General features: G+C 41.0%; 21 protein-coding genes and 1 tRNA gene. 17 read left to right on the top strand and 5 right to left on the bottom strand.

Annotated elements, in window-relative coordinates:
- Positions 1 to 40 precede the first annotated feature (40 nt).
- The 11 genes from QQJ93_RS05985 (at position 41) to QQJ93_RS05935 (ending at position 10,079) form a co-directional block, all read left to right on the top strand.
- Positions 41 to 116 (top strand) — tRNA-Asn (locus QQJ93_RS05985).
- Between the two features lie 163 nt (positions 117 to 279).
- Positions 280 to 858, top strand: a complete 579-nt coding sequence (gene rsxA, locus QQJ93_RS05980) for an electron transport complex subunit RsxA (RefSeq protein ID WP_027697352.1) — start codon at positions 280 to 282, stop codon at positions 856 to 858.
- A gap of 3 nt (positions 859 to 861) precedes the next feature.
- The gene (rsxB, locus tag QQJ93_RS05975) at positions 862 to 1,461 is read left to right on the top strand and encodes an electron transport complex subunit RsxB (RefSeq protein ID WP_089122642.1); all 600 of its coding nucleotides are present in this window, start codon (positions 862 to 864) and stop codon (positions 1,459 to 1,461) included.
- Between the two features lie 10 nt (positions 1,462 to 1,471).
- A complete protein-coding gene (rsxC, locus tag QQJ93_RS05970; RefSeq protein ID WP_089122641.1) occupies positions 1,472 to 4,129 on the top strand; it encodes an electron transport complex subunit RsxC in 2,658 nt (885 codons plus the stop codon).
- Positions 4,129 to 5,181: an electron transport complex subunit RsxD gene (gene rsxD, locus QQJ93_RS05965; protein WP_089122640.1), complete on the top strand. Its 1,053-nt coding sequence runs from the start codon at positions 4,129 to 4,131 to the stop codon at positions 5,179 to 5,181. Before rsxC ends, rsxD begins: the two co-directional genes overlap by 1 nt.
- Positions 5,182 to 5,188: 7 nt before the next feature.
- Positions 5,189 to 5,815, top strand: a complete 627-nt coding sequence (rsxG, locus tag QQJ93_RS05960) for an electron transport complex subunit RsxG (protein ID WP_089122639.1) — start codon at positions 5,189 to 5,191, stop codon at positions 5,813 to 5,815.
- 1 nt (position 5,816) lies between these two features.
- A complete protein-coding gene (locus tag QQJ93_RS05955) occupies positions 5,817 to 6,566 on the top strand; it encodes an electron transport complex subunit E (protein ID WP_089122638.1) in 750 nt (249 codons plus the stop codon).
- 42 nt (positions 6,567 to 6,608) lie between these two features.
- On the top strand, positions 6,609 to 7,250 hold the full coding sequence (gene nth, locus QQJ93_RS05950; protein WP_089122637.1) for an endonuclease III: 642 nt from the start codon (positions 6,609 to 6,611) through the stop codon (positions 7,248 to 7,250).
- A 42-nt stretch (positions 7,251 to 7,292) separates the two neighbouring features.
- Positions 7,293 to 7,709 carry a lactoylglutathione lyase gene (gene gloA / locus QQJ93_RS05945; RefSeq protein WP_089122636.1) on the top strand — a complete coding sequence of 139 codons (417 nt, stop codon included), beginning with the start codon at positions 7,293 to 7,295 and terminating at the stop codon, positions 7,707 to 7,709.
- A gap of 228 nt (positions 7,710 to 7,937) precedes the next feature.
- On the top strand, positions 7,938 to 8,588 hold the full coding sequence (gene rnt, locus QQJ93_RS05940; protein ID WP_089122635.1) for a ribonuclease T: 651 nt from the start codon (positions 7,938 to 7,940) through the stop codon (positions 8,586 to 8,588).
- 171 nt (positions 8,589 to 8,759) lie between these two features.
- Positions 8,760 to 10,079, top strand: coding sequence for a Na+/H+ antiporter family protein (locus tag QQJ93_RS05935; RefSeq protein WP_089122634.1), 1,320 nt, complete (start codon positions 8,760 to 8,762; stop codon positions 10,077 to 10,079).
- An 85-nt stretch (positions 10,080 to 10,164) separates the two neighbouring features.
- On the opposite strand, the gene QQJ93_RS05930 is transcribed toward QQJ93_RS05935, so the two are convergent.
- On the bottom strand, positions 10,165 to 10,830 hold the full coding sequence (locus QQJ93_RS05930) for a DsbA family protein (protein ID WP_089122633.1): 666 nt from the start codon (positions 10,828 to 10,830) through the stop codon (positions 10,165 to 10,167).
- A 129-nt stretch (positions 10,831 to 10,959) separates the two neighbouring features.
- Positions 10,960 to 11,295 (bottom strand): Grx4 family monothiol glutaredoxin, encoded by a 336-nt coding sequence (locus QQJ93_RS05925; RefSeq protein WP_089122632.1) that lies wholly within the window; start codon positions 11,293 to 11,295, stop codon positions 10,960 to 10,962.
- Between the two features lie 417 nt (positions 11,296 to 11,712).
- On the opposite strand from QQJ93_RS05925, the gene sodB reads away from it, so the two are divergent.
- On the top strand, positions 11,713 to 12,297 hold the full coding sequence (sodB, locus tag QQJ93_RS05920; protein WP_027697362.1) for a superoxide dismutase [Fe]: 585 nt from the start codon (positions 11,713 to 11,715) through the stop codon (positions 12,295 to 12,297).
- A gap of 311 nt (positions 12,298 to 12,608) precedes the next feature.
- Entirely contained in the window at positions 12,609 to 13,271 is a 663-nt protein-coding gene (locus QQJ93_RS05915; protein ID WP_160117470.1) for an SDR family oxidoreductase, read from the top strand.
- An 83-nt stretch (positions 13,272 to 13,354) separates the two neighbouring features.
- Here the strand turns inward: QQJ93_RS05915 and adhE are convergent, their stop codons facing one another.
- Positions 13,355 to 16,024 (bottom strand): bifunctional acetaldehyde-CoA/alcohol dehydrogenase, encoded by a 2,670-nt coding sequence (gene adhE, locus QQJ93_RS05910; RefSeq protein ID WP_089122629.1) that lies wholly within the window; start codon positions 16,022 to 16,024, stop codon positions 13,355 to 13,357.
- A gap of 626 nt (positions 16,025 to 16,650) precedes the next feature.
- Between adhE and QQJ93_RS05905 the strand changes: the two genes are divergently transcribed.
- Positions 16,651 to 17,289 (top strand): YchE family NAAT transporter, encoded by a 639-nt coding sequence (locus QQJ93_RS05905; RefSeq protein WP_089122628.1) that lies wholly within the window; start codon positions 16,651 to 16,653, stop codon positions 17,287 to 17,289.
- Between the two features lie 22 nt (positions 17,290 to 17,311).
- Positions 17,312 to 18,169 (top strand): ion transporter, encoded by an 858-nt coding sequence (locus QQJ93_RS05900; protein ID WP_089122627.1) that lies wholly within the window; start codon positions 17,312 to 17,314, stop codon positions 18,167 to 18,169.
- Positions 18,170 to 18,282: 113 nt separating this feature from the next.
- Here QQJ93_RS05900 and asd read toward each other — a convergent pair whose 3' ends face one another.
- Positions 18,283 to 19,398, bottom strand: coding sequence for an aspartate-semialdehyde dehydrogenase (gene asd, locus QQJ93_RS05895; protein ID WP_089122626.1), 1,116 nt, complete (start codon positions 19,396 to 19,398; stop codon positions 18,283 to 18,285).
- A gap of 145 nt (positions 19,399 to 19,543) precedes the next feature.
- A complete protein-coding gene (yejK, locus tag QQJ93_RS05890; protein ID WP_089122625.1) occupies positions 19,544 to 20,545 on the bottom strand; it encodes a nucleoid-associated protein YejK in 1,002 nt (333 codons plus the stop codon).
- A 171-nt stretch (positions 20,546 to 20,716) separates the two neighbouring features.
- Here yejK and QQJ93_RS05885 point away from each other — a divergent pair, with 171 nt between their 5' ends.
- Both QQJ93_RS05885 and QQJ93_RS05880 read left to right on the top strand, forming a co-directional pair.
- Entirely contained in the window at positions 20,717 to 20,932 is a 216-nt protein-coding gene (locus QQJ93_RS05885) for a YejL family protein (protein WP_027697369.1), read from the top strand.
- 41 nt (positions 20,933 to 20,973) lie between these two features.
- Positions 20,974 to 22,791 (top strand): DUF3413 domain-containing protein, encoded by a 1,818-nt coding sequence (locus QQJ93_RS05880; protein ID WP_089122624.1) that lies wholly within the window; start codon positions 20,974 to 20,976, stop codon positions 22,789 to 22,791.
- Positions 22,792 to 22,935 lie beyond the last annotated feature (144 nt).

Here is a 22,935-nt window from a genome sequence, read left to right as displayed (position 1 = left end):
CAGTTTGTTTCACCATGGCTAAAATCCTGCCCATAACTTTTCCCTGTTAGTTCAGTTGGTAGAACGGCGGACTGTTAATCCGTATGTCGCTGGTTCAAGTCCAGCACAGGGAGCCAAATTCTAAAAAGCCGCATCGCTAAAATGCGGCTTTTTTTCGTTTATTTTTCATGCATTCCATCATTAATTACTCAATACCTTCAAATACCTATTTCCTGTAGGTTGTTATTAACGTCACAAATGACGATAATGTTGGGATCATAATTAACCCAAAGAGATGATATGACAGACTATCTACTGTTGCTTGTTGGCACTGTGCTGGTCAACAACTTTGTTCTGGTTAAATTTCTCGGTATTTGCCCTTTTATGGGGGTATCTAAAAAACTTGAAACCGCAATTGGCATGGGCCTTGCGACGACTTTCGTTTTAACCTTAGCATCCGTCTGTTCATACCTAGTGCAAACTTATATCTTGCGGCCGCTAGGGATCGAATACCTACAAACCATGAGCTTTATCTTAGTGATCGCTTTCGTGGTGCAATTCACTGAAATGGTAGTACATAAAACTAGCCCAACTTTATATCGTCTACTTGGGATATTTTTACCTCTGATTACCACAAACTGTGCAGTATTAGGGGTAGCGCTTCTCAATATCAATGAAAACCATAACTTTATTGAATCCATTATTTATGGTTTCGGTGCTGCGGTTGGCTTCTCGCTTGTTTTGATTCTATTTGCTTCGATGCGTGAGCGTATTGCTGCAGCGGATGTCCCTGCGCCATTTAAGGGTGCTTCTATTGCAATGATTACCGCAGGGTTAATGTCTCTGGCCTTTATGGGCTTCACAGGTTTGGTGAAATAATCCATGACTACCATATTAATTGCGGTTGCCGCTATTGCCGTCCTTGCCGCTATTTTCGGCGTGATTTTAGGGTTTGCTTCAATTCGTTTTAAGGTTGAAGCAGATCCAATCGTTGACCAAATTGATAATATTTTACCGCAAACTCAATGTGGCCAATGTGGCTATCCTGGTTGTCGTCCATACGCTGAAGCCATTGCTAATGGCGATGAAATTACTAAATGCCCTCCAGGTGGTCAGGCAGGTATTGAAAAGTTAGCCAACTTGATGGGAGTCGACGTTCCGACTGATTCAAATGGTGTAGAAGATGCAGTCAAAAAAGTTGCTTTTATTCATGAGGATATGTGCATTGGCTGTACTAAATGCATCCAAGCCTGCCCTGTCGATGCGATAGTGGGTGGCACTAAAGCGCTGCACACCGTCATTCAAAGCGAATGTACTGGTTGCGATCTTTGTGTCGCACCGTGTCCTACTGATTGTATTGAAATGATCCCAATTGAAACAACACCAGATACTTGGAAATGGCAGTTGGAGCTTATCCCGGTTATTACCGATCTTGAACCATCATCAGCCTCTGCTGACTCTAAAGACCAAACCGTGAGTTAAAGGAAAAAGTATGTTGTCGTTAATTGAACAGATTCGTCACGGTATGATTTGGGATTTTCCCGGTGGTATTCATCCGCCTGAAAATAAGATCCAATCATCAACAGCGCCTATTGTTCAAGCTGATTTACCAGAAGAGTTTGTATTGCCACTGAAACAACATATCGGTCGACCGGGTGATATTTGTGTCAATGTCGGCGATAAGGTTTTAAAAGGTCAGCAATTAACTCAAGCCAACTTAGCTTTTATGGTGCCTGTGCATGCACCAAGCTCGGGTACCGTCACTGCAATTGAGAAACGTACCATCGCCCACCCTTCTGGCCTTTCTGATCTGTGTATTGTCATCAAGCCGGATGGCAATGATACTTGGTGTGAAAAAAAACCAGTCGCAAATTATGTAGAGAGGGACTCTGAAGTACTAATCGAAAAAATTCGCCAATCTGGAATTTCAGGTATGGGCGGAGCGGGTTTCCCTACCGCACGTAAACTACATACTGGTTTAGCCAAAACTAAAATACTCATCATTAATGCGGCAGAGTGTGAACCTTATATAACGGCCGATGACCGTCTTATGCAAGATTACGCACAAGAAGTTATTCAAGGCATTCAGGTTATTCAACATATTTTGCAACCTGAAGTGACCATTATTGGTATTGAAGATAACAAAAAAGAAGCCATCCAAGCTCTAGAAGAAGCCGCCAAAGATGTTGATCTCATAATTCGCGTTATCCCAACTAAATACCCATCTGGCGGCTCGAAACAATTAATAAAAGTACTAACTGGTCGTGAAGTGCCAAGCAAAGAACATTCCGCAGCGATTGGTGTATTAATGCAGAACGTAGGGACGGCTTTTGCTATCAAGCGAGCGATTATTGATGGAGAGCCATTAATTGAACGCGTCGTCACTTTAACTGGTGATTCATTTGCCCAGAAAGGCAACGTTTTAGCACGCTTAGGTACACCAATATCTTCTCTACTGCGGCAGTTTGGTTACAAGGCAGAGAAAAAACATCCTCGCTTGATTATGGGGGGCTCTTTAATGGGCTTTACTCTGCCTCACGCTGATGTACCGATTACTAAAATCACTAACTGTATTTTAGCACCTAACCGTAAAGAAATTGCCCCAACAGGCCAAGAATTAGCCTGTATTCGCTGTACCGCTTGTGCCGAAGCTTGCCCGGCTTCACTGCTACCGCAACAATTACAATGGTATGCCAAAGCACAAGATTATGAAAAATGTGAAGAGTACCATCTCTCCGATTGTATAGAGTGCGGAGCTTGTGCTTATGTCTGTCCAAGCGATATTCCACTGGTACAATATTACCGTCAGGCAAAATCGGAAATTTGGACACGTAATCAAGAAGCGAAAGAAGCTGAACGTGCTAAACAACGCTTTGAAGAGCGTCAAAAACGCTTAGAGCGTGATAAACAAGAACGCGAACAACGCTTTAAGCAGGCAGCGGAAAAGCGTCGCAATGACATGAAGCAAACCAGCGGCGATGATGCAGTCGCTGCTGCTATTGCACGCGTAAAAGCTAAACAAGCAGAAGCGGAACAGCCAGCAGAAAAAGAAGTGAAACCTGCAGTAGCAGCGGCAATCGCACGTGCCAAGGCTAAACAAGCTGCAGCGGCAAAAGCCGGCCAAGTTGAGCCTGATAACTCAGAAATGATCAAACTACGAGAGGAGCGTAAGCGCCTAGCACGCGAGAAGAAAGCTCAACAACAAGCCGAAGGTTTACAAGTAGACAGCCAGCAAATAAAAGAATCGACTTCAAACAGTACTACAACTCAGGAGTCGACACCTAAAAATGCTGCGGTCGCCGCTGCAATTGCTCGCGCCAAAGCTCGTAAAGCGGCGCAGCAGCAAAGTACTAATAAAACAAATTCTGATCCAATTGCGGCTGAACAATCAACCCCTGAAAAATCAACGGCTGAGTCCGGTATGACTCCTGCTCAAAACGATCCAAAGAAAGCAGCGGTGGCGGCCGCAATTGCTCGTGCCAAAGCTCGTAAAGCGGCGCAGCAGCAAAGTACTAATGAAACAAATTCTGATTCAATTGCGGCTGAACAAGCAACCCCTGAAAAATCAACGGCTGAGTCCGGTATGACTCCTGCTCAAAACGATCCAAAGAAAGCGGCGGTGGCGGCCGCAATTGCTCGCGCCAAAGCTCGTAAAGCGGCGCAGCAACAAACTACTAATGAAACAAATTCTGATCCAATTGCGGCTGAACAGGCAAACCCTGAAAAATCAGCGGCTGAGTCCGATATGACTCCTGCTGAAAACGATCCAAAGAAAGCGGCGGTGGCGGCCGCAATTGCTCGCGCCAAAGCCCGTAAAGCAGCGCAGCAGCAAAATACTAATGAAAAAAATTCTGATGTAACTGCGTCCGAACAGGCAAACCCTGAAAAATCAGCGGCTGAGTCCGATATGACTCCTGCTGAAAACGATCCAAAGAAAGCGGCAGTGGCGGCCGCAATTGCTCGCGCCAAAGCTCGTAAAGCAGCACAACAACAAGATCAACCCCAAGAAGAAATCACATCCAATGATGACTCACAAAGTAGTGAATCATCGAAAGATTCATCACAAAAAGATAAACCTGACTCTGAAGTCACCTTAGACTTATTGGATATTCCGGTATTTATCGACAAATCATCTCAGGAGAAAAAATAGTGTCGTTCTTTATAGCGAGTTCTCCACACGTCCGTGTTAAACGAACCACATCGAATATTATGATGTGGGTAGCCTTATGTTTATTACCCGGCATTGCGGTACAAACTTACGTCTTTGGCTATGGGGTACTGATCCAAGTGGTTTTTGCTATTTTGCTGGCTTGGCTATTTGAAGCTGCCATAATGTTGATACGAAAACGCCCACCAATTCTGAGCTTAAGAGATAATAGTGCTCTGGTCACGGGGATGCTGATCGCTGTTGCCATTCCTCCGTTGTCACCATGGTGGATCCTTACTATTGGTATTTTCTTTGCCGTTGTTATCGGTAAACACCTTTATGGTGGCTTGGGGCAAAACTTATTCAATCCTGCAATGGTCGCTTATGTGGTATTGCTTATCTCATTTCCTGTTCAAATGACCAGCTGGGTTAGCCCTGAATCCTTAGCGCATGTACATTTACATTTTGATGATTGCTTAAAACTGTTTTTTACCGGCTTCAATCTTGATGGATTATCTCTGCAGCAAGTTCGTGCAGGCATTGATGGTGTCACTATGGCAACCCCTCTCGATACTTTTAAAACCTCACTTCGTGCTGGACATACAGCAAGTGAAATCATGCAACAACCCACTTTTTCAGGTCTTGCCGGTGTTGGTTGGCAGTGGGTGAATATTGCATTCTTATTCGGTGGATTAATCTTAATAAGACTACGTATCGTTCAATGGCAAATTCCTTTGGCAATGTTAGCCAGCTTATTAGTCATCAGTACTATTACTTCTTTATTCGCTCCAGGCACAACCGCCTCCCCTATTTTACACCTACTTTCTGGTGCAACCATGATTGGCGCATTTTTTATTGCCACCGATCCTGTCACCGCTTCGACCACAACCAAAGGTAGAATTATCTACGGTGCATTTATCGGTATTGTGGTGTTCTTAATTCGCAGCTGGGGAGGTTTCCCTGATGGTGTCGCCTTTGCTGTTCTGTTAGCCAATATGATGGTGCCATTAATTGATTACTACACCAAACCACGTACTTATGGGCATGTAAGGTAATATCGCTATGCTAAATGCAATGAAAAAAAATGGCGGAATCTTGGCAACCTTTGCTATTGCTTCTACCTCATTGGTTGCGATCACCAATTGGGTAACACACGACACAATTGTCGAACAACAACAGCAAGAGTTGCAAAAAACGCTCAATCAAGTGATACCTCAAAGCATGCACGACAATCAATTGTTCGCCTCATGCATGCTACTACCATCACAAAGTACCGTAACCACTGAGCCTCAGCCCGCTTACCTAGCAACCAAAGCTGGTCAACCAACGGCTATTGCTATCGAGACGTATGCTCCTGATGGCTATAATGGTGCGATTAAAATCATCGTTGGTTTGGATATGCAAGGTGTGATCACTAGCACTAGGGTATTAGCTCATAATGAAACTCCTGGACTAGGTGATAAGATAGAAACCCGTAAAACAGACTGGATTTTTAGCTTCGATCACAAAACTGTCAGCCAAAGTAACGATACTGATTGGGCAGTACGTAAAGATGGTGGTCAATTTGATCAATTTACTGGTGCTACCATTACCCCTAGAGCGGTCGTGAAAGCGGTGAAGAAAACCGTGGTGTACTTTAAAGAAAATAAACAAAACATTCTCAACCAACCATTAAACTGTGAGGGATAAAATGTCTGAAGATAGCACTGTGCTTGATACATCATTAGACTCAGCGACCCAAGTTTCTGATCCTGAGAATAAACAGTTAATGAAAAATGGCTTATGGGATAATAACCCTGCCCTTGTTCAACTTTTGGGCTTATGTCCATTACTGGCGGTGTCATCTACCATCACAAATGCACTTGGCTTGGGCCTTGCAACAATGTTGGTACTGATTTCAACCAATACCATTGTCTCGTTAGTACGTAACTACGTTCCGAAAGAAGTTCGAATTCCCATCTTTGTGATGATCATTGCTTCTGTCGTAACCTGTGTTCAGCTATTGATGAGTGCTTATGCTTATGGCCTTTACCTTTCTCTTGGTATTTTTATTCCTCTTATTGTAACGAACTGTGTGATCATTGGTCGCGCGGAAGCCTATGCATCTAAAAATGCTCCTAAAAAAGCAGCCTTAGATGGCTTCTGGATGGGCCTTGGCATGTTAGCTGCCCTGACCGTTTTAGGGGCGCTACGTGAAATGATTGGACAAGGTACTTTGTTTGATGGTGCGGATCTATTATTAGGTAACTGGGCAGCCTCTTTACGTGTCGAAGTTTTCCATATTGATAGCAGCTTCTTACTCGCTTTACTGCCACCGGGTGCCTTTATCGGTGTGGGTTTCCTAATTGCGTTAAAACAAGTGATTGATTCGCAAATCGAGAAACGAAAACCAGCAGAAGAAAAACCAACTATTGAGCGTGCTAGAGTCACCAATGCTTAATATGAAAATCACTTATTACAAACACCGATTGGTAAGCAAAAAATGAATAATGAAAAACGCCGACTAATCCTTGAAAGGCTACGTGAAGATAATCCAAACCCTCAAACTGAGCTGAATTGGTCAACGCCATTTGAGTTATTGATCTCAGTGCTTCTTTCGGCTCAAGCTACCGATGTCAGCGTCAATAAAGCCACTGATAAACTGTATCCAGTGGCTAATACACCTGAAGCGATTCTGGCACTAGGCGTGGATGGGTTAAAAGAATATATCAAGACTATTGGCCTGTTTAATTCCAAAGCAGAAAACACGATTAAGACTTGTAAGATCTTAATTGAAAAACATAACAGCCAAGTACCAGAAGACCGCACCGCATTAGAGGCATTACCCGGGGTAGGTCGAAAAACCGCAAATGTGGTACTAAATACCGCTTTTGGTTGGCCGACCATTGCTGTTGATACTCACATTTATCGCGTATCGAATAGAACAAAATTTGCCATGGGTAAAACGGTTGATGACGTGGAAGCCAAACTATTAAAAGTAGTACCCAAAGAGTTTAAACTCGATGTTCATCACTGGCTGATCCTACATGGCCGCTACACCTGTATCGCTCGTAAACCACGTTGTGGTAGCTGTATGATTGAAGATCTCTGCGAGTTCAAAGAAAAAGTTTATCCTGAAGAGTAATCATTTAGTTTGATTACTTTACATTCTAATAAGGAGCACACAATGTCGAATGGAAGAATTTTGCATACTATGGTTCGTGTTGGCGATCTTGATCGTTCAATCGAGTTCTACACGAAAGTTCTTGGCATGCAGCTAATTCGTAAAAATGAAAACGCGGAATATAAATATACTCTCGCTTTCGTGGGCTATGGTGATGAATCTCAAGGGGCCGTCATTGAACTCACCTACAACTGGGATACTTCTGAATACGATCTAGGGACAGGTTACGGCCACATTGCCATTGGTTTTGATGATATCTATACCGCATGTGATGCAATTAAAGCAGCGGGTGGTACTGTCACTCGTGAACCAGGCCCAGTAAAAGGCGGCAGCACTCATATCGCGTTCGTTAAAGACCCTGATGGTTACATGATCGAGCTTATCCAACGTAGCCAAATGTCTGCTGGTTTAGAAGGTTAATTACCTTATTCACTGTAAAAGAACTCGTGGAATACGGGTTCTTTTTATTTTGTTTTATGCCTCTTATCTTTCTTCGAGTAAACATATCTCTTTTTGACGCTTTAAAAATAAATAATCACTTATTTTAAATAAAACACCATATTTTATTGCTCAAGAACAATATTAGAGAGTGAAGTTCAATATCTAATCTGCAATAATACGCGCCTAAATTCATGGATCTGAAAGCATATGACTGACAAAAATGAAGCCTTGACACTAAAACAGCGATTTCGTGGTTATTTTCCCGTCGTTATCGATGTGGAAACCGCGGGTTTTAATGCTCAAACTGATGCATTACTTGAAATCTGTGCTGTCACATTGGCCATGGACGAAAACGGTGATTTATATCCTGCTTCCACTATTCAATTCAATGTTGAGCCATTTGAAGGCGCAAACCTTGAAAAAGAAGCCTTAGAGTTTACTGGTATTCGTGACCCATATAGCCCATTAAGGGGTGCAGTTACAGAAGCGGAAGCTCTCAAAGAAATCTTCAAATTAGTCCGTAAAGAACAAAAAGCAGCAGATTGCAGCCGAGCGATTATGGTGGCTCATAATGCAAATTTTGATTTGAGTTTTGTCATGGCAGCAGCAGAACGTAGCAAACTGAAACGTATTCCATTTCATCCTTTTGCCACATTCGATACAGCGGCATTAAGTGGCTTAGCCTACGGTCAAACTGTGCTCGCAAAAGCTTGCCGCGCTGCCGGTTTTGAATTTGACAATCAAGCCGCGCATTCGGCTCTATATGATACCCAAATTACCGCCAAACTTTTTTGCAACATCGTTAACAAATGGAAAGCTCTTGGTGGCTGGCCATTAGTAGAAACAACCGAAGAATAACAATAATACCAACTCAGATTGGTAACACACTTATACCCAAGTGACTTCAAGATGCAGACTTCAGATCTATCATCCTGAAACGACTTGGATATATGTACAACATTAATATATACAACATTAATATATACAACATTAATATATACAACATTAATTTATACAAAGAGAATTACAATGAATCCTGTCGTTATCTCCGTTTGCTTAATGCTCGCGCTATCGGTTTTCCGAGTCAATGTCGTGATAGCTTTAACCTTGAGCGCCATTACCGGTGGCTTGCTCGCCAACATGTCACTTGATCAAACGATCTCAGCATTTCAATCAGGTTTAGGTGACGGTGCAGAAATCGCTTTAAGTTATGCCTTATTGGGTGCTTTTGCGGTTGCACTCTCTCAAACTGGTATTACTGATATTTTATCTAATGCGGTGATCAAACGCGTTCATGGTAAAGAAAATGAAAAAGCCTCAAACATGGTGAAATACGCCATCTTTGGCGCGCTATTCATAATGGCAATTTTCTCTCAAAACGTTATCCCTGTTCATATTGCCTTCATTCCAATTATTGTTCCGCCACTACTATCGGCTTTCAATAAAATGAATGTCGATCGTCGTATGGTTGCGTGTATCTTAACCTTTGGTTTAGTCACCCCATACATGACAATGCCTATCGGTTTTGGTGGCATCTTCTTAAATGATATCTTATTACCTGCCCTACAAAACAATGGATTAACAAGTGCTACTGCCTCTCAAATCCCTGCCGCTATGGTTATTCCGGCTTGTGGAATGATTTTTGGTTTATTAGTGAGTGTTTTCATCAGTTACCGTAAACCACGCGCTTATGCTGAAAAACAAAACGAAACCACTGAAGTAAAACAAAAAGGCATTGATAAAAAAGCAGTGATAGTTGCCGTCGTAAGTATTATTGCTACTTTATCAGCTCAACTATATTCCGGCTCAATGATTGTAGGTGCACTAGTCGGTTTCATCATTCTATCATTCGGTAAGCCATTCCAAACTAGTCAAGATAGTTTCACGCGTGGTGTTCAAATGATGGCAATGATTGGCTTTATTATGATTTCTGCCAACGGTTTTGCCAGTGTAATGAAAGCAACCGGTGGTGTTGAAACGTTAGTAACCTTCTTACAAACTAGCATGAGTGGTCACCAAGCTTTAGCCGCTCTAATGATGCTAATTGTTGGTCTATTGATCACTATGGGTATTGGCTCGTCTTTCTCAACAATTCCAATCATCGCAACGATCTATGTTCCTCTTGCGATTTCTTTCGGCTTCTCTCCAGCGGCTACGATTGCACTTGTTGGTACTGCTGCTGCATTAGGTGATGCCGGTTCTCCAGCGTCAGATTCAACCTTAGGTCCTACATCGGGCTTAAATGCTGATGGACAGCACGATCACATTAAAGACTCAGTAATCCCAACTTTCCTACACTACAACCTACCACTTATCGTATTTGGTTGGATTGCAGCAATGGTTCTATAATCATTACCTCACGTTAAAATAAAAAGCGCATGCTTCGTTCATGAATCGAAACATGCGCTTTTTTATAACTGTTGTTTAATTGCTCTTATTCTTTCGGTTTTAATCTAACCCAACGCTTTGTGGTATCAATGCTATTCGCCCACTTTATACGCTGCTCAATATCTTTCAAACTAGTGAGTTCCGAAGCATAATCCAACTTCACCAAATAGTACTTCTCACCAAGTTGTAGTACTAAACTAGGAAAAGAATGAACGCCTAGCAGCTGACAAAACTCACGTTGGCGAGCAAACTCCTGATCGACATCAGTGCTTTTACAATCATGAATAAATCGTTCAACATCCAAATTAAGTTCTTCAGCTAATTGAACATGCGTTGAGTCGATATGTGGCGTCATCGCTCTTAAATAATAAGCCTTTTGAATGGCCTGATTCATTGCCTCTCCAGCTCCCTGTTGTTGAGCTGCAATCACAGCACGACAAGCTGGGTATGTTGTCCTAACAGGCTCTGCCAAAGTCCAATAATCATAATTAAATTGAGTTCCTAATTGGCTTTCAATTCTTTTCCACGTTTGCTGCAACATTAATCGCATCTCTTGTGGCATTGGCTCATCACTATCTGGAGCAAGACCACCAAGTAAATATTCAACTTGAATATCTTCTGAAAGCGCTAATTTTAATTTTTCCCATGTTGCTTTGTATCCCCAGCACCAACTGCACATAGGATCGTGAATATAATACAAAGTCCGTTTCATCTTTTACTCCAGTCATTCTATCTATTCAATTTGTCTTATCTAAAACATCTTTTAATGTGGCTGAAACTCGTTACTTAGATATAAAAAAAGAGCCCAAATTGGCTCTTTTTCTTTCAGCAAAAAATAATTTTATTCTTCACTTGCCGGTGCACGAGAAGCTGCGTCTTTAATCAATGTTTGAAGCTCGCCTTTTTGGAACATCTCAATGATGATGTCACAGCCACCCACTAGCTCACCTTCAACCCATAGCTGTGGGAAAGTTGGCCATTGTGCATACTTTGGCAATTCAGCACGAATGTCTGGGTTTTGTAGAATATCTACATAAGCAAATTTTTCACCACATGACATCAAAGCTTGTGAAGCTTGAGAAGAGAAACCGCAGCTTGGTAGTTTCGGTGAACCTTTCATGTATAACAGAATTGTGTTTTCAGAAATCTGTTGTTTAATTTTATCGATAGTTTCCATTACTTCCTCTCTAGGATTTAAGCATCACTCTAAGTTGTTGCCCCATTCTACTTGTATCTATAACAGAATAAAAAGGCATTATTTGTAAGGGTATTCTAATTACCGCATTTATGCACTGTATTGTTGGGCTATTCTTAACATTCGTTAGACTACTGGGCATATACAAATAAGTGATGCATAAGAAATTTTTGACTCCAACTCTTTTAATAAAGTAAAAACTTGCTAAACTGACCTTAGTCGTTAATGGCTCAAACTGATGCTTAACAATCATCACTTAATCATTTCATTGTTTAAACAAGATGGTTGATGTTTCACTGTCATGGAAATGGCATCATCAGTTAGTATGATTAAAAAAATCGGAAGCTGTTCTATTTAGAACACAAGAAAGTCCCTTTCTAACACATGGAGATTTGAGCAATGGCATTTGAATTACCAGCCCTGCCTTACGAAAAAGATGCACTAGAACCACACATCTCAGCAGAAACTTTAGATTACCACCACGGCAAACACCACAACACATACGTGGTTAAGCTTAATGGCCTAATCCCTGGTACTGAGTTTGAAGGTAAATCTCTTGAAGAAATCGTTAAGACTTCAACAGGTGGTATCTTTAACAACGCAGCACAAATCTGGAACCACACTTTCTACTGGCACTGCCTAGCTCCAAACGCTGGCGGCGAACCAACAGGTGCTGTTGCAGAAGCAATCAAGCAACAATTTGGCTCATTCGATGAGTTCAAAGCAAAATTTACTGATTCTGCAATCAATAACTTCGGTTCTTCTTGGACTTGGTTAGTGAAAAAAGCAGATGGTTCTCTAGACATCATCAATACGTCTAATGCAGCAACACCACTAACAGAAGAAGGCGTTACTCCACTTCTTACTGTTGACCTGTGGGAACACGCATACTACATCGATTATCGTAACGTTCGTCCGGATTACATGAATGGTTTCTGGGCACTAGTTAACTGGTCTTTCGTAGAAGAAAACCTAATCAAATAACCTCCGCTCCGTCGAGAAATCATTTGATACTAAAAAGACTGGCTTCGGCTAGTCTTTTTATATTCTGCCCTTCTCTCCTAATAATTCTGTATAGTTATACATATTTTATTCACACCTCTTTCCCTTATAGATTAGTAGTTTTCATTATTTCATTTCAGTTCTTTGATGTTATTCACAGGATCTTTACACGTTTTACTACCATTATTACTATCTAAGGCCCATAGACACCTTGGAGGTAATAGCTAACGCCATTCATGGCTTTGTGTTTAAGGGCATTAGGTATTTTTTATTTGATACCAATGAGGTGCTATATGAACATACAAAACTCCGTCGTAGTTATCACATCAGCAGGCTCTCATTTAGGTCAAAATTTAGCTCAACACTTTCTTTCTCTAAATGCCAATGTCATTCTGGTTGATAACAACGAGGCATCGTTAAATCAAGCTTTGCATCATTGTCAGCCTTATTCTTCTCATGTATTCCAATATCTCCTAGACGATGAAAGCTTTGAAAGTGTCCAACCTTTGTTTTCCTCTATTAATCAACAATTTGACAAAGGTATTGATGTCTTAATTAACCTATACCCTAGCCTACCATCCCCCTCACTCATCAAGGATGAACAAATCGACAGCTACAGCCGTCAATATTCTAAATTGGCAGCGACTATGTTGTGTTTTAGTAAATTAGCCGCCAGACAAATGCTACATAACCAAAAGCGTGGTGTAATTGTTAACCTATCAAGTCAAGAACAAGACAGCCTCTCCCAACCTTCATCTTTAATATCTGAATTTACTCAAAATTGGGCTAAAGAATTAATGCCCTTTAATATTCGGGTGGGAGGCATATTACCAAGCCGTTCTGAGCGACATACCAAGCATCGCGGCTGGGCAAAGAGTCATGATGAACTAATCAGAAATACTGAATACATTGTAGAAAATGAGTACTTTAATGGTCGTATTTTAGATTCATATTAAGCAGCATCTAATTCAATACTTCAAAACGTAAAAAAGCCCTGCTTACATCACATAAGCAGGGCTTTCATTATTTCAGGCTAATATTATTTTTTCTTAGCTGATTTTTTTACTGGCTCTTCAGTTTTTTTGATAACCGTTGTACCTTCGAAAGTTTCACCTTCAATGTAAGCTTTGCCGTAGTAAGCCGCTTTAAGAACTTCTTTTAGTTCAGAAATTAGAGGATAACGAGGGTTAGCTCCCGTACATTGGTCATCAAACGCATCTACCGCTAAGTTATCTAATTTCGCAAGGAAGTCAGCTTCATTAACACCAGCCGCTTGAATAGACATTGGAATATCCAAGTCTTTCTTCACTTCATCCAACCAAGTCAATAGACGCTCAATTTTTTGTGCCGTACGGTCACCTTCTTGGCTTAGGCCTAAGTGATCCGCAATTTCAGCATAGCGACGACGTGCTTGTGGGCGGTCGTACTGAGAGAACGCAGTTTGTTTAGTTGGGTTATCGTTCGCGTTGAAACGAATAACGTTAGAAATCATTAATGCGTTAGCAAGACCGTGTGGGATGTGGAACTCAGCACCAATTTTGTGTGCAATTGAGTGACATACACCTAGGAATGCGTTCGCAAATGACATACCAGCGATAGTGGCGGCATTGTGTACTTTTTCACGAGCGATTGGGTCAGCTGCGCCATTTTGGTAGCTTGATGGTAGGTACTCTTTTAGCATCTTAAGCGCTTGTAGAGCGTGGCCATCTGAATATTCGTTGGCAAGAACTGAAACGTAAGCTTCTAGTGCGTGAGTGATTGCATCGTAACCACCAAACGCTGTTAGAGACTTAGGCATGTTCATAACAAGGTTTGCATCAACGATAGCCATGTTAGGCGTTAGCTCGTAATCCGCTAGTGGGTATTTCGCACCAGTGCGATCGTCAGTTACAACTGCGAATGGTGTGACTTCAGAACCCGTACCAGAAGTAGTAGTTACACATACTAGTTCAGCTTTGGCACCCATTTTAGGGAACTTGTAGATACGTTTACGGATATCCATGAAGCGCATTGATAGTTCTTCAAAGTGCGTTTCTGGGTGCTCGTACATTACCCACATGATTTTCGCTGCATCCATTGGTGAACCACCGCCTAGAGCAATGATTACGTCTGGTTGGTAGCTTTGCATTTGTGCTGCACCTTTCTCAACAACAGATAGCGTTGGATCCGCTTCTACGTCGAAGAAAGTTTGAACCTCCATGCCTTGAGCTTTAAGTAGGCTTACGATTTCGTCAGCATAACCGTTGTTAAATAAGAAACGGTCAGTTACTAGGAATGCACGTTTTTTACCTTCTAAATCAGTCAATGCAACTGGTAGGCTGCCACGACGGAAGTAGATTGATTTTGGAAGTTTATGCCACAACATATTCTCAGCTCGCTTAGCAACAGTTTTCTTGTTGATTAGGTGTTTTGGACCTACGTTTTCAGAGATAGAGTTACCACCCCATGAACCACAACCTAGTGTTAGCGATGGTGCAACGTTGAAGTTGTACAAGTCACCGATACCACCGTGAGTCGTTGGGATATTGATAAGAATACGAGCAGTTTTTAGTTTGTCGCCGAAGTATTTGATACGGTCAGCGTTGGTGTCTTGGTTAGTGTAAAGACCAGAAGTATGGCCAATACCACCGATTTCAACCATAGTTACCGCTTGCTCTACTGCGTTTTCAAAAGAAGACGCACGGAACATCCCTAGAGTTGGAGAGAGTTTCTCATGAGCGAACTCGTCGTCATGGCTTACTACGCCACCTTCACCGATTAACACTTTAGTGTCAGCTGGCACTTTAACGCCCGCTAATTCAGCGATTTTAACTGCTGGTTGACCTACGATGTCAGCGTTTAGGTTGCCGTTGATAAGTAATACTTTACGCACTTTATCCGCTTCAGCTTTAGATAAAACGTAACCTTTGTGAGAAGCAAAACGCTCTTTCACTTCTTCGTATACTTCATCCATTACAATAACCGCTTGCTCAGAAGCACAAACCACACCGTTATCGAATGTTTTAGACATAAGAACAGAAGCAACCGCACGCTTAATATCAGCCGTTTCATCGATAACCACAGGAACGTTACCTGCACCTACACCGATAGCTGGTTTACCTGAAGAGTAAGCTGCTTTAACCATGCCTGGACCACCAGTCGCAAGGATAAGGTTGATACCGTCATGCTTCATGAGTGCGTTAGATAATTCAACTGAAGGTTGATCAATCCACCCGATGATATCTTTTGGAGCACCAGCAGCAACGGCAGCATCTAATACTAGTTTTGCAGCATCGTTGGTTGAGTTTTTCGCTCGTGGGTGTGGAGAGAAGATAATACCGTTACGAGTTTTCAAAGAAATAAGAGATTTGAAAATCGCAGTTGACGTTGGGTTAGTGGTTGGAACGATACCACAAATGATACCTACTGGTTCTGCGATAGTGATCGTGTCAGTGCCTTCTTCAAGGATGCCACATGTTTTTTCATCGCGGTATTTGTTGTAAATGAACTCTGAAGCGAAGTGGTTTTTGATTACTTTGTCTTCAATAATACCCATGCCAGATTCCGCTACAGCTTGTTGTGCTAGAGGAATACGTGCTTGGTTAGCTGCTAAAGATGCTGCACGGAAAATATGATCTACTTGTTCTTGAGAAAAAGTAGCAAATTCCTTTTGTGCCGCTTGAACGCGTGCGACAAGAGCATCTAGTTCAGCTAAGTTAGTTACAGGCATAATGAATCTCCTAAGATTTAAAATTAAAAACTATTTAGTAAGACTATTTGGTATTCGTAAAACGTGCCAACCGAACCTAAAATCTACCTTAGTAAATCGCTTTCAAAACTGAGTATATGCTTTCAAATATTAAAAATATTGATGTAGATCAGTTCCTGAAGCCTAAATACTACTAAAGCGGTAGTGCAACCAAGGAAAACAAAATAAGGCACTGTTTTAAAAGAAAATTTAATTATTTCAATAAGTGAAAAAATATCCAAGATAGTATTTTCAACTCACCCCAAAAGCACAATATTTGTAAATTTATTTCTGTAACTCACCTACAAGGTAAATACGTGATTTTTGTGCTACAACGAGTATACGCAATCTCACAAAGAACGTAATACTTTAGAGTTAATTTTTACATTGTTTTTTATAGTGTTAACCAACAATTAGCCTAGCGCAAACCTCTTAAACTGCCACTGTTACCTCTATTCTATCTCTGCTCAATTTAACACGGTCTAAAGGTTTGGATGATAGCCCTGAATTCTGCATCTGGAAGTCACTTGGGTATAAAATAATTTAGCCTCGAAAGATGCTGCGCCCCTAGGTATACTCATCTTCTACTTACTACCTGAGATCACACTATGGCCTCCATTGAATTTGCCATCTATTTACAATTCTTCCTCGGACTTGTCGCTGCGGTTAACCCTATTGGAATTATGCCGGTCTTTGTTTCACTAACTGGACACATGACCCCTGAAGAAAAAAGTAAAACGGCTAAAACGGCCAATATTGCTGTTGGCGTAATCTTGGTTGTCTCTCTACTCTGTGGGCAGCTTTTACTTGATATGTTTACAATCTCTCTTGATTCATTCCGCATTGCAGGTGGCCTACTGCTTATGAGCATCGCTTTTTCAATGATGAGCGGTAAACTTGGTGAAGATAAACAGAATAAACAAGAACGTACAGAATCGATAAGTCGTGAACAAATTGGGGTTGTACCTTTAGCTATGCCTCTTATGGCTGGCCCCGGCGCAATCAGCTCAACCATTGTCTATGGTTCTCGCTACCCTACCCTAATTGAAACTGCGGGAATTATTGCGACTATTAGTGTTTTTTGTTTTTGTTCATGGTTATTATTTCGCTCAGCCCCCCTCATTGTTCGCTTTTTAGGTCAAACAGGGATTAACGTTATCACTCGTATTATGGGGTTAATATTAGCGGCTTTAGGTGTCGAATTTATTGCAAATGGCGTACGAAACCTCTTCCCAGGTTTAATGTAATAGGAAATAAAGGAATCTATTTATGAGTGAAGAGACGTTTAAGCATAAGCTTTATGTCATCATTTTTGGTACGCATACTCCGGCAGGACGCCGTTTTGATATATTACTGATCGTGGCAATAATTAGTTCACTAGCGGTGCTAATTTTAGACTCTGTCCCTATCTTCGCCGAAAAATGGCAACAAGAATTCGATATTCTGGAATATTTCTTTACTGGCCTATTTACCATTGAATATCTGTTACGTTTATATTGTTCGCCAAAACCCAAAGCCTATGCAAAAAGTTTTTATGGCATCATAGATTTACTCGCCATACTTCCAACTTATCTTGCATTTTTTTTCCCATCGGCAAGCTTCATCGGGATTATTCGTCTATTACGTGTCATGCGAATCTTCCGAATTCTCAAACTAGTACGATTTTTACAAGACTCGAATTTACTCGTTCGTACGCTAGCAATGTCTCAACGTAAGATTTTGATATTTTTTAGTGCAGTGGCAATACTAGTAACGATTTTTGGTGCGCTCATGTATGTGATAGAAGGGCCTGAAAATGGCTTTACCAGCATTCCTCGTGGGATTTACTGGGCCATTATCACAATTACTACGGTAGGCTATGGCGATGTAGTTCCCAAAACGCCGCTAGGACAGGGGGTCGCAGCACTGACAATGCTATTAGGTTATTCAATTTTAGCGGTTCCCACCGGGATCATCACAGCTGAACTCAATCAAGAAATGAAAGCCCATCGCACTCTGGTATTATGCCCAAACTGCACCAAAGGTGGCCATGAAACCGATGCGCTTTTCTGTAAACATTGCGGCAGTGAATTAGCTGAGCCAGATAAACGTGTGGTACCGGTTCCTAAGCCAGATGAACCGACTTAACAACTCATAATCAATTTAATAAAGATATGACCAAAAAAAGTCCGCATTATTTTTTAATGCGGACTTTCTAGAGTTTAATATTAGCGGTAAGCTTTTATTTTATCGAAATAAGCTTAGCGGTTTTCTAGAATGATTCGTAAAGTACGACGTAGCGGCTCTGCAGCACCCCACAATAACTGATCACCAACAGTGAACGCATTGAGGAAAGTATCCCCCATCGCCATCTTACGTAAGCGACCTACGGGTACAGAAAGCGTGCCTGTTACTTTCGCTGGAGAAAGCTCTTGAGTCGTAATATCACGCTCATTTGGGATCACTTTTACCCAATCATTATGAGTTGCGATGATATCTTCAATTTCATCCATTGGCACATTTTGCTTCAGTTTAATCGTTAGTGCTTGTGAGTGACAACGCATCGCACCAATTCTTACACAAGTACCATCGATTGGAACCGCGTTAGCGCCATCAAGACCTAAGATCTTGTTAGTTTCTACTGTGCCTTTCCATTCTTCTTTACTCTGACCATTATCACGCTTCACATCAATCCAAGGGATCAGTGAACCGGCCAACGGTGAACCAAACTCACTGGTTGGGTAGTCACTTGAACGAATCGTTTCCGCTACTTTACGGTCAATATCAAGAATTGAACTTGCAGGATCAGCCATTTCAGCACTTACAGACTGATTAATCACCCCCATTTGGGCAATTAATTCGCGCATGTTTTTCGCGCCAGCACCAGAAGCTGCCTGATAAGTCATCGCGCTCATCCATTCAATCATGCCTTTCTCATATAGACCACCAAGACCCATCAGCATAAGGCTAACGGTACAGTTACCGCCCACGAACGTATTGGTGCCAGAATGAATGCCTTGTTGAATTTGGTTCAAGTTAACTGGGTCTAGGGCAATGATTGCGTCATCTTTCATGCGTAATGTTGAAGCTGCATCAATCCAGTAGCCTTTCCAACCCGCCTGACGAAGTGCAGGATAAACTTTTTCAGTGTATGAGCCACCCTGACAAGTAATAATTGCATCAAGTTGCTTCAAGCTTTCAAGATCGAAGGCATCTTGTAGCATGCCGGCATCTTTACCTAGGTTGGGAGCAGGGATTCCCACTTGTGAAGTGCTGTAAAATACTGGTTCAATAAGGTCGAAGTCCTTCTCTTCCACCATACGTTGCATCAGTACAGAACCAACCATGCCACGCCATCCGACTAAACCTACTCTCATTCTTTCATCCTCTCCATGAATTAAAATTATAAAAAGGGGGCCAATTCAGCCCACCAATCATTATTCTTTCTTTACTATCTCATTGCTGCCGTCAATCTTCAAATCCGATTTCAGATTTATTCAGAGGCAATAGATAGGTTAACGCTTAAGAATGTCGCGTTAATTGATCTTTCAAATTTGGTGGAATGCCTTTGATCGTCAAAGTATCGGTCTCTGGATCATAAAAAACACGTTCACCCAATAGCATGCTATCAAAATTAATCGACAAGCCACCGCCAGCGCCAACATACTTAGCTAACTTGCGGATAGTAGAGCGATCAACAGGAAAACTCTCTTCTAATTCATAACCTTGCTTTTGAGTAAACTCAGCAAAATTATCATGGTGTCCTGCACCACTTAACTCGCCAGATAATTCCCAAATTGTCACTTCATCACCTGACTTTAACTGTTCGTTACAAAAATCATGCACCTGCTTACGGCAAGCAACGGTTTCTTCTTTATTAAGTTGCGCATCTACACAGTAATCATCAACCGCTTGCATTAATACTTGGTTTTGTTTTTTCGTATCTAAGCCTACTTCTGCTTGTAAGAAATCCAAGAAGAAATCAGCCACTTTACGACCAACACGCCCTTTGATGTAGCTTAAATAGCGATTAGAGTCTGGATCGGTTTCATAGCGAGATAAATCAATACGGACTGCAATATCCATTTTATTAATATCGAGATAATCAGTCCCACTAATATCCAACTCTTCATCCACTTTCAAACTTTGATTAGATGGAAGCAAAGCAATGAACAGGTAGTCGGTTGCTAAAGATTGATACTCAGCCAAAACCAATACCCCTTCTTCTGCAAAAGGATATTTAGATAATTCTGATTTTAATCGCTCAGCCGATTGTTGCGAAAAGTCATAAAAATTCAACTCACCTTGACGCAACTGCTTCATCCAAGATTGAAATTCACTTTCTTCTTTGTAAACACCAAAGCCTTTGCCTGCTTTAGCACTGAAAGTACGGTGCAATTCTGCTACCAGTTGTTCCGTTACTTCATCATTGGATAACGCGGAATCTCTCAAGCTGACAACGAGTTCGTCTTGATTATTTTTGGTCAATTTATGCAGTATAACGTTGGAAATATCTAAGCTCATGGTAAATTAGTTTCAGTTGATGTTTCAGTTGTGAGGAAGACTAGGTTATCATAAGCCGCTTTACATACCCAAGTGACTTAAAAATTCTCTGAAACAACATGTTAATTAGTAACAACGCAGAGCAATTAAGCATTATTATTTATTGAATCTAGGAAATTATTTAAAACCGTTATGCCTATTAATTCTAAATACAGCGACCAAAAAATTGAACAAATTCTGGCAGAAATTGCTGCCGTATTAAAAAAGCATGATGCAAATCCGGATTTAAGCTTAATGATTGCGGGTAATATGGTCACTAACATATTGAACTCAAATGTGCCAAAATCTCAACGTAAACTCATTGCAGATAAATTTTCTCAGGCTCTTTTATCATCAATTGATGACTAAAATGTATTCTTAAACCAAATTGAGTTAGAACGATATTTTAAATGGTTGATAGCGGAAATTCATACGGAGAGCGCGTCTCTCGACTGGTAAGTTGGGGACATTGGTTCGCCTTCTTTAATATCATCTTGGCCATGCTAATTGGTACGAGTTTTGTCACTCAATCGCCATGGCCGGAGACTTTACTTGGGCAAGCCTACCTCATTGTTTCTTGGGTGGGCCATTTTAGCTTTCTCGTATTCGCGCTTTATATTCTTATTTTATTTCCGCTCACCTTCATCATACCTTCTCGAAAGTTATTACGTTTATTAAGCGTATGTTTTGCAACCATTTGCTTGACTCTACTTTTGTTAGATACTCAAGCCTATGAGCGATTGCACCTCCATTTAAACCCAGTTGTCTGGGAGTTATTACTTAGCAAAGAAAAAACCTCATTCAATGCAGAGTGGCAATACCTCTTTGCAGCTGTGCCGGTTATTTTCCTGCTACAAATTGCCATTTCAGAATGGATTTGGAAAAAGCAGCGAAAATTATCACGTAAGCGCATTGGTAAACCTGCAACCATCGTTTTCTTTTTATGCTTTGTAAGTAGTCACTTGGTTTACATCTGGGCGGATGCCTTTTTCTATAACCCTATTACTAGCCAAAAAGCTAATTTCCCATTGTCTTATCCAATGACAGCAAAATCTTTCATGGAGAAACATGGCTTACTCGATAAAGATGAATACCTTGAACGGCTAGAGCAAAACGGTGAAGCAAGTGAAGTAGTTAACTACCCACTTGAACCACTTAAATTTGATGGTCGTGGCAAAAAGTACAATGTTTTGATGGTCATGGTTGATAACTTACGCAGTGACATGCTGACGGAAGAAGTCATGCCGATGACCTATCAGTTTGCCAAAAACAATCAGAACTTTATCAACCATTATAGTGCTAGTAATAACAGCTATGGTGTCTTTGGATTATTCTATGGTTTACCAAGCAGTTATTCAGCAAGCATAAAGTCACAAGACACTCCGCCTTTGTTTATTTCCACAATGAATGAACGTGACTACTCGATGGCAGCATTTGGCAACCAACGATTTAGTGACACTGCATTTTATGAGGAAATTTTTGCGAAAATTGACACTGCAAACTCGGATCAAAATCAAAACAATCCAGATCAAAACGCAGTATTGCAATGGACTCAATGGATAAACCAATCACCAAATCAACCTTGGTTCAGTTATATTGAGCTTTCAGAAGTAGAGCAATTTGAAGAAACTCCAACTGTTTTACCTCGCTTTAAAACCGATTCAAAAGCCCCTTTTGAAAAATTGATTGCACAATATAAATCAGCCTCATTTTCTGCTGACCAGAAAGTAGAAAATATTCTCAGCCAATTAGAAAGCAAGCAATTGCTAGACAATACCATTGTGGTGATCACATCGAATCATGGGACTGAATTTAACGAAACCAAAAATAATAGCTGGGGTTCAAACAGCAATTTTAGCCGTTACCAATTACAGGTACCTATGATGATTCATTGGCCAGGAAAAGCTCCTGAACTATATCAACATAAAACGAGTCATTTGGATTTTTCAGCAACTATTATGCAAGATCTTTTCCAGTCATCCTCTAATCCGTATGACTATGGAAGTGGCAAAAATTTATTTAATGCTTCATCTCGTCCATGGATTCTAGCGGGTGATAGTGACAATATTGCACTCATTACTGACGATACAACTACTGTGGTCGATGAATTTGGCAACTACAAGGTATACGACAAGAACTACCAACGTAATAACAATGCAAAACCTAAACTTTCCATTGTATTACAAGGACTTTCAGAGCTAAAACGCTTCTACCGCCAAAGTGACTAATGACTGAAACAATACAAATTAAGGGAGCTTCGGCTTCCTTTTTTTATATTTGAATTTTTACCCTATTTATTTGCTCAAAAAGCAAGCAAATAATTAAAATTAAGGGTTTACAAAAACTTAAGCTGTATATATTATTTATCGCAA

This window comes from Vibrio algivorus (genome assembly GCF_030161215.1).
Lineage (GTDB): Bacteria > Pseudomonadota > Gammaproteobacteria > Enterobacterales > Vibrionaceae > Vibrio > Vibrio algivorus.
Note: the sequence above shows the minus strand (reverse complement) of the source record. Positions and strands in the feature narration are given on the sequence as shown.